Here is a 15,578-nt window from a genome sequence, read left to right as displayed (position 1 = left end):
GGGCCGAAGCCCCCTCGCGCCAGTGTGACTAGTGGCGGATGTGGCGGGCGGCGTCCTCGATGACCGCGGCGACGACGCCGGGCCGCGAGACGCTGATCGCGTGGCTGCCGGAGCGCTCGACGACGGTGGCGTTCATGCGCCGCGCCATCTCACGCTGCCCCGGGGCGGGGATCATCCGGTCGTCGGCGGCGACGAGGTACCAGCCGGGCACCTCACGCCAGGCGGGCGTGCCACTGGGCTCACCGAAGGCCGCCACCGAGATCGGCCGCTGCCCGGCCGCCATGATCGCCGCCTCGGACGCGTCGACGTCCTGGGCGAAGTTGCGGCGGAACTCCTCGCTCTTGATGGTCAGCTCCACGCCGTAGTCGGTGCCGGGAGCGGTACCGGCGGGCAGCGGGTACTGGTGCGGGATCGTGATCTTGGTGGCCGGACCGCCGTACTTCTTGTCCAGGCCACCGACCGTCTCATCCTTGTCGGGCGCGAAGGCCGCGACGTAGACGAGGGCGGCGACATTGGGCTCACCGGCGGCGGCGTTGGTGATGACCGCGCCACCGTAGGAGTGGCCGACGACGATCGTCTTCGCGGGCATCTCCTTGATCACGCCCTTGATGTAGGCGGTGTCGTAGGCCAGGCCCCGCAAGGGGACGGCGGCGATGGTCACCGGGTACCCGTCGCGCCTGAGGCGCTCGGCCACGCCCGTCCAGCTGGAGGCGTCGGCGAAGGCGCCGTGCACCAGCAGGACGGCGGGCTTGTCGCGGTTCCCGCCCGCGCTCGCGGTAGTGCCCACCATCGCCACGACCGCCAGCAGCGCGGCGGTCAGCAGCGCCAGGATCGTCCGGCGCGGGCCCCGGCGGCGGCCGGTATCGGCCTTCTCGTACATCTGCGGTTCTCGTTTCTCTGGTTCCTGCGGTGGTCGCGTGACCACGAGCCCGAAGCCTGATCGCCCGCTGCAACGCCCGCGCAAAGCGCAGTAAACTCGCAGGTCGGCCGGGCTCCGGCGGGCCGGAACACGACGGGCGCCGCCCGCGACGAACAGGGGGATCCGGGTGACCGTGCGCTTGACGCTGCTGGACGGCGTCACCGCCACGCGCGGCGGCCGGCCTGTCGACCTGGGCCCACCCCAGCGCCGGGCCGTGCTGTGCGCGCTGGCCCTGCGCCGCCGCCGCTGGGTACCGGTGGCCGCCCTCATCGACGCCCTCTACGACGGCGACGGGCCCGCCCGCGCCGCCAAGGTCGTCCAAACCCACGTCTCGGCGCTGCGGAGCGTCCTCGAACCACCGCGCGCACCCGGCACGCCACCCGAGGTCCTCCTGTTCGGACACGGCGGCTACCAGCTGCGCCTCGCCGACGACGACCTCGACCTGGGCCGCTTCGAGCGCCTGGTCGCCGAGGCCGAACGCGCCCGCGCCCGCCGCCGCTGGAGCGAGGCCGACGCCGCCTACACCGAGGCCCTCGCGCTGTTCCCCGGCGAGCCCCTCGCCGGCGTCCCCGGTCCCTACGCCGAGCGGCAGCGCACCGAGCTGACCGGCCGCCGCCAGGCCGTCACCGAGGACGGGCTGGAGGCCATGGTCAACGCCGGACGCGCCCTCCAGGCCGTCGACGCCCTGCGCGAGCTGACCGCCGCCGACCCGCTGCGGGAACGCCCGCCCGCACTGCTCATGCGCGCCCTCTACGCCGGTGGCCGCCGCTGGGAGGCCCTGGAGATCTACACCCGCACCCGCCGGACCCTCGTCGACCGCCTCGCCGTCGAGCCCGGCCCCGAGCTGCGCGCCCTCCACACACTCGTCCTCGCCGGAGACCCCCTGCCCGGCACCACTCCCCCGGCCCCGCCACGCCCGGCCGCACCGACGACCGGCATCGCCGGACGCGCCGCCGAGCTGCGCCGCGTCACCGCCATCATCGAGCGCGCCTCCACCGGCGGCGGGATCATCGTCGTCTCCGGCGGCCCCGGCAGCGGCAAATCCCACCTGCTGCGCGAGATCGCCGCCCGCAACCCCGGCGCCCGGCGCCTGCGGCTCGCCGACGGACTCGCCACCACCCTCGGCCTGCCCGGCGATCCCTCCACCATGGACGGCCCCGGCCTGGCCGCCCGCGCCCTCGACGCGCTCACCCGGCCCGCCGTGCTGATCGCCGACGACGCCGCCGAGGCCGACCGGGCCTCCCGCGACGCCCTGCTCATCCTCGCCCGCCGCCTGCGCGAGCGGCCCGTCGTCCTCATCCTCGCCGCCTCCGACCCCGCACCCGACGACGCCACCGCCGAGTGGTGCGGCGCCCTGGAGGCCGAGGCGCTCGCCGTGCTGCCGCTCGGCGCGCTGACCCCGTCCGCGATCGCCGACCTCGTCACCGACCGCCTCGACACCCCCGCCCCGATGGAGCTGGCCGCCTCCGTCCACGACGTCACCGGCGGACTGCCCGTGCTGGTCACCGCGCTCATCGCCGATCTGGCCACCGCGCCGGGCGCGCGGGCGGTCCCACCACAGCTCGTCCCCGACCACCTCACCCGCGCCCTGGCGCGCCTGCTCGGCGCCGAGCTCGGCCCCTTCGCGCGCGCCCTGGCCGTCCTGGACCCCCACGACCCGGCGATCGCGACGATGGCCGCCGTCACCGCCCGCCCGGCCAGCGAGGCACGGCGCCTGGCCGTCCACCTGCTCGGCCTGGGGCTGCTCGCCTCGGCCGACCCGCCGCGCCTGCGCCACCCCGTCCTGGTCACCGCCCTGCGCGACGCCTGCACCCCCGCCGAGACCACCCGCGTCCTGGTCGCCGCCGCCACCGACGCCCGCGACCGGCAGCGCACCGCCCGCCAGATCGCCGACCACCTCCTCGACCTGTCCGGGCCACAGTGGACGCAATGGACGCCCGTCCTCCTCGACGCCGCCACCGAGGCCGTCGCCGCCTCCGACGGACCGGCCACCGTGGCCTACCTGACCACCGCCGCCCGCATCGACCGCACCGCCCGCGTCCTGCTGCGCCTCGGGCAGGCCGAGCTCCAGGTCAACCCCCGCGCCGGACGCGCCCACCTGCGCGAGGCCCTCGACGTGCAACTCGCGCGCGGCGAGACGCCGTCCGCCGTGGTCCCCCTCGCCTGGGCGATGGCCGTCCAGGGCGAGCCGGCCGCCGCGATGGACCTCATGGACCGCGTCGCCCGCAAGGCCGGGCCACGCGCCGGGCGCGGCATCCGCGCCTCCGGGTGGCTCATCGCGTCCATCACCCCCGGCACCTGGGAGGACCTGGTGCGCGAGCTGCGCACCGACTCCACCGACGAGGACCCCGCTCTTGAGGACCCCGCCGCCGAGGCCGTGCTCATCTGGGACGACGTCGCCCGCGTGCGCTACTCCGCCGCCGAGGCCACCGCCCGCCTCTCCGAGCGCGCCCCGACCGCCCTGCGCGCCGGAATCGCCCTGTGGGCCGACGACCTGCCCCTCCTGCGCCGCCTCACCGCACAGCCCGGCGAGGACGACGCCGCCCTCGACCTGCTGCGCGTCATGCTCCGCGCCGAGGCCGCCCTCCGCCTCGGCGAACCCGAAACCGCCCTCGCCGAAGCCGGACTCGTCGCCGGAGTCCCGCCCGCTCACAGCGCCCGCCGCCCCGCCGGGCTCGTCGCGATCTACGCCCGCGCCCTCATCGCCCTCGGCCGCCTCGACGAGGCCGCCGCCTGGCTGGACGGCGTCACCGGCCACGCCAGCCCCGACGCCTGGGACTGGACCTCCGTCCTCTACGCCCGCGCCATGCTCCTGTCACACCAAGGCGACCCGGGCGAGGCCGCCGAGACCTTCCTCGACTCCGGCCACCGCCTGGCCCGCTGGGGATTCGACAACCCCGGCGCCCAGGCCTGGCGCGGCGCCGCCGCCCTGGAACTGGTCAAGGCCGGGGAACACGAGCGCGCACGCCCCCTCGCCCTCGCCGAGCTCGACCTCGCCCACCGCTGGGGCGTCCCCCGCTTCACCGGCCTCGCCTGGCGCGCCCTCGCCGCCGCGTCCCCTCTGGATGAACGCGCCGCCGCACTGGAGCGGGCCGCCGGCCTGCTCACCGGGCCCGACCTCGCCGCCGCCTTGAGCGACCTCGCCGACGCCGAGCCGGGCCGCGCGCGCGTCCTGCTGGAACGGGCCCGCTCGCTGGCCGGGACCGGGCCGCTCGGCGAGCACGTGGCGGGACGGCTGCGGGTGCTGGACGGCGGCGAGCCGGGTCCGGGGGTGGACGTGGTGGCGCCGAGGGCATGGTGAATCAGTCCCCGAGGCGTTTGAGCGCCTTACGCGCCGCCGCGCGCAGGTTCACGTCCGGACTGTCCACCAGTGCCTCGATCACCGGCTTCGCCGCCTCATGCCGCAACCGGGCGAGCGCCCGAACGGCGTAGGCGCCGACCGCCGGATCGTCCAGCAGCCCGAGGAGCACGTCCGGCACCCGCGGATCCTTCGTCTTCGGCAGGCTCGCGACGATCTCGGTCCGCGCCACCCCGTACTCACGCTCCAAGGCCAGCGCGATCAGCTCGTCGGCGATCGCCGGGGTGGCGTGGCCGCCGAGGGCGAGTCCGATCACCCACCGCAGGTGCTCACGCGGCGCGCTCGGCGAGTCCGGCGGCCGCGTCGGGTCCGAGACCGGCGGCGGATCGCGGAACCACGCCAGCAGCGGCGGCGTCGCCGGGATCCGCGCGAAGCGCACCATGAGGGCACGGACGATGTCCTCGGCCAGCGGCAGGTAGCCCGCCCTGGGCAGCCAGGCGATCAGGATCGGCACCGCCGGGGCGTAGGCCATCCGCTCCCGGTACAGCTCCCCGGCGCTGCCGACGGGGAATCCGGCCTCGGCGAGCTCGGCGAGCATCCCCGCGGCCGCCTCGGCGTAGAGCGCCTCGGCCCGGGCGGTGCGCGGGTCGGCCCGTGCCTGCGGATCGTGGTAGAGCACGTCGTGGATCTCGCGCCGACTGAGCCGCCGGAACTCACCGTTCATGGCCTCGACCCTCCCACGATGATCGTCCCCGGGCCCGCGGTTCGGCCAACCGCCCGAACGGTGGCGGTATCTTCGACTCCGCGCCACGCGGCGCGCCGAAGGGAGCGGCATGACCGGGTTCGCGGCGACCGGCCCGCACGTGCTGCGGCGGATGAACGCCGCCGCCGTGCTCGGCGCGCTGCGAGAGGCACCCGGCGGCACCGGCCGCGTCGCCGACCTGATGGGCGCCACCGGACTGTCGCGACCGGCGGTGACGCGGGCCCTGAACCTGCTCGCCGAGGCCGCGATCGTCGACTTCACCGAGGACACCGCCGCGCGCGTCGGGCGACCGGCGGTGCGGGCGCGGTTCCGCGCCGAGCGCGGCCACGTCGCCGGCATCGACGTCGGCCCGCACAAGGTCCTCGTCATGCTCGCCGACCTGGCCGGGACGGTCCGCGCGCAACGCCGGGTGAGCGTCCCCCGCGGCCTCGACGGCGGCTCGCTGGCGGACCTGCTGCGGACCGCGCTGATCGAGGCCGCCGGCGCCGCCGGTGTGGTCCCGGAGGAGCTGTGGGCGGTCGGCGTGGGCACCCCCGGCGTCGTGGACCGCGAGCGCGGCGAGGTCGTCCTCGCCCCGAGCATCCCCGGCTGGGCGGGCACGTCGCTGCTGGCCGAGCTGCGCGCCTGGCTGGGCTGTCCCGTCCACATCGACAATGACGTGAATCTGGCGGTGGTCGCCGAGCGCTGGCGCGGCGAGACGAGCGAGAACCTGCTGTTCGTGCAGTGGGGCGAGCGCATCGGCTCCGGCATCGTCATCGACGGCAAGCCCTACCGCGGCGCGCATTCGGCCTCCGGCGAGCTGGGGTTCCTGGACCTGGTGACGCCCATCGACGCCGAGGCCCCGCACGTCGCCGACGGGCTGGGGTCCTTCGAGCGCCTGGTCGGCGCGGGGGCGATCCTGCGGCTGGCGGTGGAGCGCTGCGGCGAGGAGCTGCGCCGGGCGCTGACCGCGGGCGGGGACCTCGCGCCGCTGTTCGCCGCCGCCGAGGCCGGGGACGCCGCCGCGTCCGGCGTGGTCGAGACGATCGCGGCGCGCTTCGCGCGGGGGCTGGCGGCGCAACTGCTCGTCCTGGACCCCGGCCTGGTCGTGGTCGGCGGCGGCGTCTCCCGCGCTGGCGAGCCGCTGTTCGAGGCGGTGCGCGGGCACCTGCGGCGGATGCTGCTGGTGCCCGTCGAGCTGCGCGTGTCGGCGCTGCGCGAGGAGGGCGTCGCGCTCGGCGCGGTCCGGATGGCCCTGGACGGCGCCGAGCGGCGGCTGTCGGCGTCCCTACTGTCCTGAGTGGAGCCTGGCCGCCCGCTCGATCCTCGCCCAATGCGCCTCACGGGCCGCAGCGTCGGCCTGCTCCTCGTATCCGGCCGCCACACCGGTCCGGCCGTCGAGCTGCTCGCGCAGGATGTCGGCGTGCCCGGCGTGGCGGGTGGTGTCATTGAGGACGTGGACGATGACGCCGAACAGCTTCACGTCCGGTCGCGGCCACCACGGCACATGCCCGGGGGCGTCGAGGGGCAGCGCCTCGATGGTGGCGTCGGCGTGCTCCCACGCGCGCCGGTAGAAGCCGAGGATCTGCTCGCGGCTCTCGTCCTCGGTCACCCACAGGTCGCTGCCATCGGCGTCCTGCCAGCGCGGCAGCGCCTCGGGGAATGGACGGCCGAAGATCTCGCCGAGGTACCGGGCCTCCGAGGTCGCCCTGTGCTTGACCAGGCCGAGGAGGTTGGTCCCGGTCGCGGTGAGGGGCCGCCGGACGTCGTACTCACCGAGCCCGTCGAGCTTCCAGACCAGCGCGCGGCGGGTGAAGCGGAGTTGGTCGTGCAGGTATTCCTTGGCGAAGTCGTCGATCATGGGGCGAGTCTGCCAGGGCGAGTGCGGAGTTCAAGGGTGCGCGGGTTCGCTACCGTGCTCCTCAGGGAACGCAGGGGGTGAGGCGGTGGAGCGACGCAAGAAGGCCTACTTCGGCCTGCTGACCCTGCTCGCCGTGTCGGTGCTGCTGGTCACCGCCACCGGCGTGTACCTGCTGATGACGGACGCCTCCGACGAGTCCCACCCGCCCGCCGACGCCCCGTCCGACCTGTGCGCGATCGTCGGCGACGACCTCGCGGCGAGCCTGGTCCCACGAGCGAGCCGCAGCACCGGGTCCGTGTACTCACAGGGCCCCGACGCCGCTTGCCAGTGGGACTCCGCCGAGCCCGGGTCCGGCGACTACGGCTCCCTGTGGGTGCGGATCCTGCGGTACGGGCAGGTCTCGGGTGAGGACGGCTCGTCCTATGCCGACGGTGTCTTCGGCGACGACTGCGACGCCATCGTCTCCAACTACCAGGCGACCACGACCGGCGGACTCGGCGACGAGGCGTGCGTGGCCACCGAGACGTCCGGCACCGGCGGCACGGCCTTCGCCGACCTCGTCGTCCGCCACGGCGCCGACATCGTGTGGGTGCGCTACTACGTCAACCCCGGCGCGGGAGTCGACGTCCGGCAGCGCGTCGTCGACGTGGCCGCGAGGGTCCTGGCGGGCGTCTAGGGCTTGCGGACCCGGAACCGCAGCGTCGTCACACCGCCCGAAAACCCGCTGCCGACCGGTTCCAGATCGATCCGCCCCAGGCCGGACGGCGCGAAGCGGACACCGTCGCCCAGCAGCACCGCCAGCACGTACACCAGGATCTCGTCGACCAGCCCGGCCCGCAGGCACTGACCGGCCAGGTCGGCGCCGAGGATCTCCAGATCGCCCTCCCCGGCGGCGCGACGGGCCGTCTCGACCGCCTCCTCCAGTCCACAGGTGAGGAACGTGACGGCCGGATCGGGCTCGGCCGGCGGCCGGTGGGTGAGGACGAACTTGGCCCCGCCGTCATAGTCGGGGTTGTCGTCGCCGGCCATGCGCTTGCCGACCTCGTAGGTGCCGCGGCCGATGAGCATGGCCCCGGTGGCCGCCATGACCTCATTGACGGTGTCGGTCTCGGCGGTGAGGTGCTCGAAGATCCAGTCCATCGCGTGGTCCGGCCCGGCGATGAAACCGTCGAGCGACATCGAGCGGTTCACGACGACCTTGTTAGCACTCATGTCCGAATCCTAGTCGCATACCGGGCGGCGGGACGGCCGGTGTTCAGCGCCGCGGGGTGGTCTGCGCCAGGTTCACCCGCCACTCGCCGTCCTCTTTGACCAGCAGCAGCGTGAGCGATCCGGTGCTGGTGGGCAGCGCCTCGTTCTCCCCGTCCCGCTCGTCGTGGACGTTCTTGATCGCGCTCACGAGCGCGACATCGGGGCGCGGGAAGCGAATGTCCTCGATGTCGAGGGTGGTGCGCACCTGGGCGAGCGGGCTGGCCAGCGCCGCCGTCATCGCCTCGGCCAGGCTGTCCTTGCCCAGCACCCGGCGGCCGAAGAAGTTGACCACGATCGTCGCGTCGGCGTGCATGGCCAGGAAGCGCTCGGGGTCGTTCTGGTGAAGCTGGTACTCGGCGACGGTGCGCTCGATGGCCTCGATCTCGGTGTTCATGGCGGATCCCATCCTCTTGAAGTCTGCGGAGCATTTCGCTCCGTTAGAAATCTACAGCGGAGCGAAACGCTCCGCAAGCTCGGCTACTATGACCCGCATGACAGCCGACGGCCGCAAAACCGCCCGCAGGGCCGAAGCCGAGCGCAACGACCACGCCCTGCTCGCGGCGGCCCGCGCCGTCCTGGCGACCGACGGCGCCCACGCCTCGGTCGCCGCCATCGCCAAACACGCCGGAGTCGGCATCGGCAGCCTCTACCGGCGCTACCCCACCAAGGAGGCCCTCTTCCAGCGGCTGCTGGACATCGTCCTCGACGACTACCTCACCGCCGCCGAAACCGCCCTGGCCGACCCCGACCCCTGGAACGGCCTGTCTGGCTACGTCACCACGGTCATCGCCTTCGCCGGCTCCCTCGGCCCCATCGCCGGAACCCTCCCCCTGACCCCCGCCATCCTGGACAAGAATCGCCGCGCCGACGAAGCCGTCGCCGCCGTCATCGACCGCGCCCACGCCGCCGGAGTCCTGCGCGCCGACGCGTCCGTCATCGACGTCGAGCTCCTCATCGAGCAGCTCGGCAAGTCCCCGCTGATCGAACAACTCGCCAAACAAGGCCGCACCGACCTCAGCGAGGCCGCCCAGAACGCACACACCCGCATCACCGCCATCGCCCTCGACGGCCTGCGCGCCACCGGACACCCACCCCTCCCCGGCGAGCCACCCGGCCCCGAGCTGTTCACCGAGCGCTGGGAAGTACCGGGATCGAGCGAAGGCACCGCCCCCGCCGGGCACTGACCTGATCGGACACCGGCGGCAGGTCGATCGCCCCTATGATCCGATCCCGTGGCCGACGAACGAGCACCCGAGCGGATCACCGTCGTGCGCGGCGACCTGCCGTCCCCGGGCATCCGGATCGGCCGAGTCGCCGCCTACGAGTTCGACATCCCCGAAGGAAAGTACATCCGGCCCGGCGCGGGACGCCGACAGCGCGTCTTCCTACTGCTCGACGAGTCGGCCCAGCTCCATCAGCCGGTGGTGTTCAGGCCCGAACGGGCCGGCTGGTGGTACGTCGACCTGGTGGACATCCGCGAAGAGGGTGACACCGTCCACGTCGCCGACCGCTACGTCGACTTCATCGTCGGTCCACCCGGTGTCCCCTACCGGATCCTGGACCTGCATGAACTCGGGGAAGCACTGGCCACCGGCAGGCTGACACCCCTTCAGGCCGGGCAGGTCCTGGCGGCCACCCAATCGTTCGCCGACCGGCATTTGCAGGGCAGAGACCATCACGGACCCGCATGGCCGGACTTCCCCCCGGCGGCGCTCGAACCTCTGCGGAACATCTCGATACCCGGCCCTTGACCACAAGCCCCCGCCGATGGTCGCGAGCGGCCACCACACCACTGGGAGGTCGCCGACCTCGGTGGTGTGTCGAGCCGCAGCCCGCCAAGCAGGTCCGGACGGTCCGCCAACTCGGCGGTTTCCTGCTGGATGACCGCCCGCCCGTCAGGCACGCAGCAGATCCACGACCCCGGTCGTCGATTCCCGCCCGCCGCCCTCGGCGACCCGCCGCTCCATGAGCGCCATGAACGGCGCGAGCAGCTCGATGCTGACGCCCTGCTCGGCGGCGGTCCGGCGCAGCGTGTCGTTGGTCGTGGACATCATCGTCAGGTTCGACTCGACTCCCTCGGCGTAGTCGCCGGACGCGAGCTGCGAGGCCGTGCCGTACGCGTATCCGGCCATCGCCCGCTGGTAGCCGACGATCAGCGGCGCGAACTCCACCGGCGAGATGTCCTCACGGCCGATGAGCGCGAAGGCGTGCGCGGCCCCGGCGAACATGCCCCACATCGCGCTCAGCAGCGCCATGTCGTACAGGGCCGCGTACCCCGGATCCTCCCCGACGTAGGTCACCTCCGCGGGCGCTGCGAGCACTTCGGCATGCGCGTCATGGGCCGCCCGCGAACCGCTGTAGAACACGTACGCGCCCGACTCCGGCGTCCCGATCATCGACGGCACGGCCATGATCCCGCCGTCGAGGAAGCGGCCGCCGCGCTCGCCGATCCACCCGGCCAGCGCGCGGGCCTCCGCCGGTGTGCTTGAGGTGAGGTTGACGACGTCATGGCCGGTCAGGTCGATGTCGGCGAGGGTCTCGCGCACCGAGGCGTCGTCGAGGAGGCAGATGACGACCAGGGTGTTCGCCGCGACGGCCTGCGCGGCCGTCGCGGCCGGTTCGGCACCGTCCGGGACGGGCCGGGGACGGCGGTTCCAGACGGTGACGGGATGCCCGGCGGCCAGCCATGAGCGGGTTAGCGCCGAGCCCATGTCGCCGAGGCCGAGAACGGTGAGAGCTTGCTTCTGGGGTGCGGACATGGTGGTTAGTCTTGGCGCGGCCTCGGGGGCGGGCAAGTACGCACAAACAGGTGCGCACGCACACCCGGGTAAGCGAACAGGTGGACGAGGGGACGTGTCATGCCGATCACACGCAGGCCGGGACGCTACAGCTGCGGGCTCGACGCGACCATGTCGGTGCTCACCGGAAAATGGAAGATGCTGATCCTGTGGCCACTGAGCGAGCGGCCCCACCGCTTCGGCGAACTGCGACGCGCCGTCGAGGGCGTCAGCGAGAAGGTCCTGGCGGCTCAGCTTCGGGAGCTGGAAGCCGACGGGATCGTGCACCGGGAGGACCACGACGAGGTGCCGCCACGGGTCGAGTACTCGCTGACGGAGCTGGGGATGGAGCTCAATGAGGCGCTGCTGCCGCTTGAGGACTTCGGGCGGCGGAGGTTGATGGACATCGACTCCAAGCCCTCCGAGCCGACGATGAGCCAGTCCGCAAGGTAGACGCGGACTCTCGTCGGCGATGTGGGCGCGGATTCCGCGAGCTCCACGCGGAACGGACGACACCTGTCAGGTCCGGCTGAAGTTGTCGGATCGCCTGGGCTCTGACCTGGGCTCCGACATGTAGGCGTGGACGATGTCGTGGTGAAGTGTCCCGGAACTATTTGTCGGCTATCCGGTGGAGTAGCCGAACCGGCCGTGCGCAGTGCTCGTGGCCTGGCCGGGCGGTAGATTGTGGCCTCGTGATCGCATGCCGTCTCACCGGTGACGACGAAGACGAGGACTGGGGCATCGCCCGCGAGATCCATGGACTGTTCGCCGAAGCTCCTGACGGGCTCCGCCGGGTCGAGTTCGAGGGGTGCGACCCCCGAGGCGGGCTACAGCGCGCCGTGGACCGGATCGGCACACGCCGCGCCATGGCGGGCAACGCCTACATCGGGCTGCTCGACGCCACGGGCACGGAAATGGGTCGCTATTTCGCCAATGCACTGACGGTCGCATCGGTCCGCCCCGCCGCCGGAGGTCTGGTCGACCTCACCGTGGACCTGACGTGCGACGCCCTACCGGAGGCTGAGCCGGTGTGGCGGCTTGCCGCGTCGGGAGCGCTCGACCGTACTGGCATGTGGCACAAGCTCGGCCCGGACGGGCGCCGAGCCTGGCTGTCGGTCGCCCTGGCGCGGCACGGTTTCCCGTCACTGCCAACCCGGCCGGCCGGAACCGCCTACGAGCTCGACGGGCGCTTCGTCACCGACATCGAGGGCTTCTACTGCGCCATCGGCGAGGCGGTCAACGGACCCGGTGGGTACTTCGGCTGGAACCTCGACGCCCTCGACGACTGCCTGTCCGGTCGCTGGGGGGCCGAGACGCCGTTCTCGCTGGTCTGGCGCTTCTCGTCGGTAGCGCGGGAGGCCCTCGAACCAGGATTGTTCGAGGTCGTCCTGGACATCTTCCATGAGCGGGGCATCGACGTCGCCCACTCTCCGGACTTGAACTCCACATAGGACGCTTCACCACACGAGAGGCACCACGTACAGGGGACAAAACTCTGTGCCTGCCGAGCCAATGGCCCTGCGCCCCAGACGAGACGCGCCTAGCCGCGCGGAACCGACAACCCCACCCGTTGACGCGATGATCGCCGATCTCTAACTTAGTAACGATTGGTTCGTAACAATGATGTGAGGTGGACCCGTGCGCTTCTCCTTACGCGCCAGCGTTTCCGTAGTCGCCGCGATCGTCACCGCGGCGACCGCCCTGGCCGCGCCCGCCGCGGCCGACCCGCCCCGGCACGACGCCTGGGACACCCGGGCCGTCCACAAGGTCCTCGAACGGCTCCTCGGCGATCACCGCGCCGACCGCATCGACCTGCGCGCCCTGGCCCCCGACGGCACCGAGCGGTTCGTCGTCGGCGCTGCGCGTGGGCGGGTGCAGGTCTCGGCGACCACGTCCAGCGCGCTGCTGGCGGGGGTGAACGCCTATCTGGACCGCGTCGCGCGTGTCGACGTCTCCTGGAACGGCGACTCCCTCGACCGGCTGCCGCGGCGGCTTCCGTTGCCGGACAACGAGATCCGGCAGGACGCCAGTGTCGCCGCGCGCTTCGCGCTCAATGACACCGACGACGGGTACACCGGCGCCTACCGCGACTGGAAGGCCTGGGAGCACGAGATCGACGTGCTCGCACTGCACGGCGTCAACCAGGTCTTCGTGCCCGTCGGCGCCGAGGCCGTCTACCTCGACGCGTTCCGGCAGTTCGGTTACAGCGACGAGGAGCTGCTGCGCTGGATCCCGCAGCCCACGCATCAGCCGTGGTGGCTGCTGCAGAACATGTCCGGCTTCCCCTCGGCCGTCTCCGCCGACCTCGTGGCCGAGCGGGCCGAGCTGGGCGCACGCATCGTCAAGCGGCTGCGCGAGCTGGGCATCACGCCGGTCCTGCCCGGCTACTTCGGGACCGTGCCACCGGGTTTCGCCGTCAAGGTCCCCGACGCGCGGACGGTGCCGCAAGGCCGCTGGGTCGGCTTCGACCGTCCCGACTGGCTGGACCCCACGAGTCCGGCCTTCGCGCGGGTCGCCGCGGCCTTCTACGACAGCTCGCAGCGGCGTTTCGGCGCGAGCACGCACTACAAGATGGACCTGCTGCACGAGGGCGGGACGCCCGGCCCGGTACCGGTCGGCCCGGCCAGCAAGGCCGTCCAGGACGCCCTTGAGGCCGCGCACCCGGGCGCGATCTGGGTGTTCCTCGGCTGGCAGAACAACCCGCGCCCGGACACCCTCGCGGCCATCGACCGCTCGCGGGTGTTCATCGTCGACGGCCTCTCCGACCGCTACGCCGGGACCGACCGCAACCGCGACTGGCCCGACACGTCCTGGGCCTTCGGGTCGATCTGGAACTACGGCGGCCACACCTCCATGGGCGCCAACACCGGCGTGTGGGAGGACCGCTTCTGGCGCTGGCGCGCCCAGCCCGGCGCGACCCTCGACGGCATCGCCGTCCTGCCCGAGGCCAGCGACCAGAACCCGGCCGCCTTCGACTACCTGACCGGCCTGGCCTGGCGGGACGGACCCGTCCAGCCCGGCGACTGGTACGCCGACTGGGCCGCCCGCCGCTACGGCGGCGACGATGACGCGGCCGTCACCGCGTGGCGCGCGATGGGCGCCACCGCCTACGCGATGGCCCCCGACGGGTTCACCCAGCCGCAGAGCGGCCTGTTCACCGCCCAGCCCTCGCTGACCACCGACACCCCGTCGATCTGGTCGCCGCGCAAGATGCGCTACGACGCCACCGCCTTCGCCGCGGCACTGCCGGCGATGCTGGACGTGGACCGGCGGCTGCGCGGCACCTCCGCCTACCGCTACGACCTCGCCGACGTCGCCCGCCAGGTCCTGTCCAACCGGAGCCGCACACTCCTCCCCCAGCTCAAGGCCGCCTACGACGCCAAGGACGCCACCGAGTTCGACCGGCTGTCCGGCCTGTGGCTGGACTACATGGGACTCCTCGACGAGCTGGCCGCCACCAACCGCCAGACCATGCTCGGCCCCTGGCTCGCCGACGCCCGCGAGTGGCCGGGCGACGCCGAGGCCCTGGAGACCAGCGCGCGACTGCTGCTGACGGTGTGGGGCACCCGCGACGGGTTCAACGCCGGGCTCGCCGACTACGCCAACCGCGAGTGGGCGGGACTCATCAGCGGGTACTACCTGCCACGCTGGCGAAGCTACCTCGGCGAGCTCTCGGCGTCCCTGACCGAGAACCGCCCTCCGGCCACAGTGGACTGGTACACGGTGGGCACCGACTGGGCGGCCTCACGCGAGCGGCTGCCGATGCGCCCGCGCGGGGACGTCCACGCCATCGCCTCCCGGATCCTCGACGCCCTGCGCGCCGATCCCGAGCCGGTCACCTCGACGGCGACGGTGACGCCGAAGCAGCTGCCCGACGGCGGGACGGCCACCGTCACCGCGACGCTGCGCAACAGCGACCCGTACGCCGCCGCCACCGGCGTCACGGCGACCCTGACGGTGCCCGACGACTCGGGCCTGACGATCCGGCAGCCGACGGTCACCGCGCCCGACCTGCCCTCCGGTAAGAGCACGACGGTCACCTTCACCGTGGACGCCACCGGCGGCGCGGCCACGCTGCTGGCCCGCCTGACCGTCACCGCGAGCGCCTCGACGGGGACGTCGGTGAGCTCCGTCCGGCTGCTGCGCGGCGGTCCCGTCCAGGGCCCGAACGTCACCCGGACGACGAACTCCTCGGTCTTCGGGCAGTCTGGCGACCGCTTCTTCATCGAGGGCGGCGGCAACGACCTGTGGGGCACCACCAAGCAGTTCGGCGCGATCTACCGCGACGGCGTGCTGACCGACGGCGTCACGCTCACCACGCGGGTCGTCAGCCAGGACCGCACCGGGCCGTGGGCACGCGCCGGGCTGATCATCGGCACCGACCTGTCGGGCTCCAACAGTCGCGGCTTCGCCAACATCGGGCTCACCCCCGACAACGGGTGCGTGTTCAGCCACGACTCCAACAACGACGGGACCACCGACCGCAACCTGAAGGTCCCGGGATTGAGCGCCCCGCTGTGGGTGCGGCTGAGCCGGACGGGCGACACCGTCACCGGCTCGTGCAGCGCCGACGGTCTCACGTGGACGGTCGCGGGCTCGTTCACGGTGCCCGCCGGGGTGCCGCTGGACGCCGGGTTGTTCATGACCGCGGCCAACGGCGGGAACGGGGCACGGGGAGTGGTGGAGTTCGCCGGATTCGCGGTGAGCTGAGCACGTGATGTGAGCGCGCC

General features: G+C 73.1%; 14 protein-coding genes. 8 read left to right on the top strand and 6 right to left on the bottom strand.

The window, feature by feature from the left end; all coding sequences use genetic code 11:
- Positions 1-28 precede the first annotated feature (28 nt).
- Complete coding sequence (locus QSK10_RS13695; RefSeq protein WP_285663154.1) at positions 29-880, bottom strand: alpha/beta fold hydrolase; 852 nt, start codon at positions 878-880, stop codon at positions 29-31.
- A 166-nt stretch (positions 881-1,046) separates the two neighbouring features.
- Between QSK10_RS13695 and QSK10_RS13690 the strand changes: the two genes are divergently transcribed.
- A complete protein-coding gene (locus QSK10_RS13690; RefSeq protein WP_285663153.1) occupies positions 1,047-4,220 on the top strand; it encodes an AfsR/SARP family transcriptional regulator in 3,174 nt (1,057 codons plus the stop codon).
- Between the two features lies 1 nt (position 4,221).
- On the opposite strand, the gene QSK10_RS13685 is transcribed toward QSK10_RS13690, so the two are convergent.
- A complete protein-coding gene (locus QSK10_RS13685; RefSeq protein ID WP_285663152.1) occupies positions 4,222-4,941 on the bottom strand; it encodes a HEAT repeat domain-containing protein in 720 nt (239 codons plus the stop codon).
- Positions 4,942-5,050: 109 nt separating this feature from the next.
- On the opposite strand from QSK10_RS13685, the gene QSK10_RS13680 reads away from it, so the two are divergent.
- Complete coding sequence (locus QSK10_RS13680; protein WP_285663151.1) at positions 5,051-6,259, top strand: ROK family protein; 1,209 nt, start codon at positions 5,051-5,053, stop codon at positions 6,257-6,259.
- On the opposite strand, the gene QSK10_RS13675 is transcribed toward QSK10_RS13680, so the two are convergent.
- Positions 6,248-6,820, bottom strand: coding sequence for a DinB family protein (locus QSK10_RS13675; protein ID WP_285663150.1), 573 nt, complete (start codon positions 6,818-6,820; stop codon positions 6,248-6,250). The two genes, QSK10_RS13680 and QSK10_RS13675, sit on opposite strands and share 12 nt — an antisense overlap.
- Before the next feature lie 85 nt (positions 6,821-6,905).
- On the opposite strand from QSK10_RS13675, the gene QSK10_RS13670 reads away from it, so the two are divergent.
- A complete protein-coding gene (locus QSK10_RS13670) occupies positions 6,906-7,496 on the top strand; it encodes a hypothetical protein (protein WP_285663149.1) in 591 nt (196 codons plus the stop codon).
- Here QSK10_RS13670 and QSK10_RS13665 read toward each other — a convergent pair.
- Positions 7,493-8,032 (bottom strand): dihydrofolate reductase family protein, encoded by a 540-nt coding sequence (locus QSK10_RS13665; RefSeq protein WP_285663148.1) that lies wholly within the window; start codon positions 8,030-8,032, stop codon positions 7,493-7,495. The two genes, QSK10_RS13670 and QSK10_RS13665, sit on opposite strands and share 4 nt — an antisense overlap.
- A gap of 43 nt (positions 8,033-8,075) precedes the next feature.
- Positions 8,076-8,465 (bottom strand): SgcJ/EcaC family oxidoreductase, encoded by a 390-nt coding sequence (locus QSK10_RS13660; RefSeq protein WP_285663147.1) that lies wholly within the window; start codon positions 8,463-8,465, stop codon positions 8,076-8,078.
- Positions 8,466-8,562: 97 nt separating this feature from the next.
- On the opposite strand from QSK10_RS13660, the gene QSK10_RS13655 reads away from it, so the two are divergent.
- A complete protein-coding gene (locus QSK10_RS13655) occupies positions 8,563-9,255 on the top strand; it encodes a TetR/AcrR family transcriptional regulator (RefSeq protein ID WP_285663146.1) in 693 nt (230 codons plus the stop codon).
- Between the two features lie 48 nt (positions 9,256-9,303).
- On the top strand, positions 9,304-9,822 hold the full coding sequence (locus tag QSK10_RS13650; RefSeq protein WP_285663145.1) for a DUF402 domain-containing protein: 519 nt from the start codon (positions 9,304-9,306) through the stop codon (positions 9,820-9,822).
- Between the two features lie 144 nt (positions 9,823-9,966).
- On the opposite strand, the gene QSK10_RS13645 is transcribed toward QSK10_RS13650, so the two are convergent.
- Positions 9,967-10,830, bottom strand: coding sequence for an NAD(P)-dependent oxidoreductase (locus tag QSK10_RS13645; protein WP_285663144.1), 864 nt, complete (start codon positions 10,828-10,830; stop codon positions 9,967-9,969).
- Positions 10,831-10,929: 99 nt separating this feature from the next.
- On the opposite strand from QSK10_RS13645, the gene QSK10_RS13640 reads away from it, so the two are divergent.
- The 3 genes from QSK10_RS13640 to QSK10_RS13630 all read left to right on the top strand — a co-directional run bounded on the left by QSK10_RS13640 (position 10,930) and on the right by QSK10_RS13630 (position 15,558).
- Positions 10,930-11,301: a winged helix-turn-helix transcriptional regulator gene (locus QSK10_RS13640; protein ID WP_285663143.1), complete on the top strand. Its 372-nt coding sequence runs from the start codon at positions 10,930-10,932 to the stop codon at positions 11,299-11,301.
- A gap of 239 nt (positions 11,302-11,540) precedes the next feature.
- Positions 11,541-12,299, top strand: coding sequence for a barstar family protein (locus QSK10_RS13635; RefSeq protein ID WP_285663142.1), 759 nt, complete (start codon positions 11,541-11,543; stop codon positions 12,297-12,299).
- 187 nt (positions 12,300-12,486) lie between these two features.
- Complete coding sequence (locus tag QSK10_RS13630) at positions 12,487-15,558, top strand: alpha-N-acetylglucosaminidase (RefSeq protein ID WP_285663141.1); 3,072 nt, start codon at positions 12,487-12,489, stop codon at positions 15,556-15,558.
- Positions 15,559-15,578: the final 20 nt, after the last annotated feature.

This window comes from Actinorhabdospora filicis (genome assembly GCF_030269765.1).
GTDB classification, from domain to species: domain Bacteria; phylum Actinomycetota; class Actinomycetes; order Mycobacteriales; family Micromonosporaceae; genus Actinorhabdospora; species Actinorhabdospora filicis.
The sequence above is the reverse complement of the archived record's forward strand: the minus strand, read 5'-3'. Positions and strand labels throughout refer to the sequence as shown.

Bases quoted from the DNA above. Each gene is read 5' to 3' on its own strand.
- QSK10_RS13695 (WP_285663154.1), bottom strand. From the start codon at position 880: ATGTACGAGAAGGCCGATACCGGCCGCCGCCGGGGCCCGCGCCGGACG.
- QSK10_RS13685 (WP_285663152.1), bottom strand. From the start codon at position 4,941: ATGAACGGTGAGTTCCGGCGGCTCAGTCGGCGCGAGATCCACGACGTG.
- QSK10_RS13680 (WP_285663151.1), top strand. From the start codon at position 5,051: ATGACCGGGTTCGCGGCGACCGGCCCGCACGTGCTGCGGCGGATGAAC.
- QSK10_RS13675 (WP_285663150.1), bottom strand. From the start codon at position 6,820: ATGATCGACGACTTCGCCAAGGAATACCTGCACGACCAACTCCGCTTC.
- QSK10_RS13665 (WP_285663148.1), bottom strand. From the start codon at position 8,032: ATGAGTGCTAACAAGGTCGTCGTGAACCGCTCGATGTCGCTCGACGGT.
- QSK10_RS13660 (WP_285663147.1), bottom strand. From the start codon at position 8,465: ATGAACACCGAGATCGAGGCCATCGAGCGCACCGTCGCCGAGTACCAG.
- QSK10_RS13655 (WP_285663146.1), top strand. From the start codon at position 8,563: ATGACAGCCGACGGCCGCAAAACCGCCCGCAGGGCCGAAGCCGAGCGC.
- QSK10_RS13645 (WP_285663144.1), bottom strand. From the start codon at position 10,830: ATGTCCGCACCCCAGAAGCAAGCTCTCACCGTTCTCGGCCTCGGCGAC.
- QSK10_RS13640 (WP_285663143.1), top strand. From the start codon at position 10,930: ATGCCGATCACACGCAGGCCGGGACGCTACAGCTGCGGGCTCGACGCG.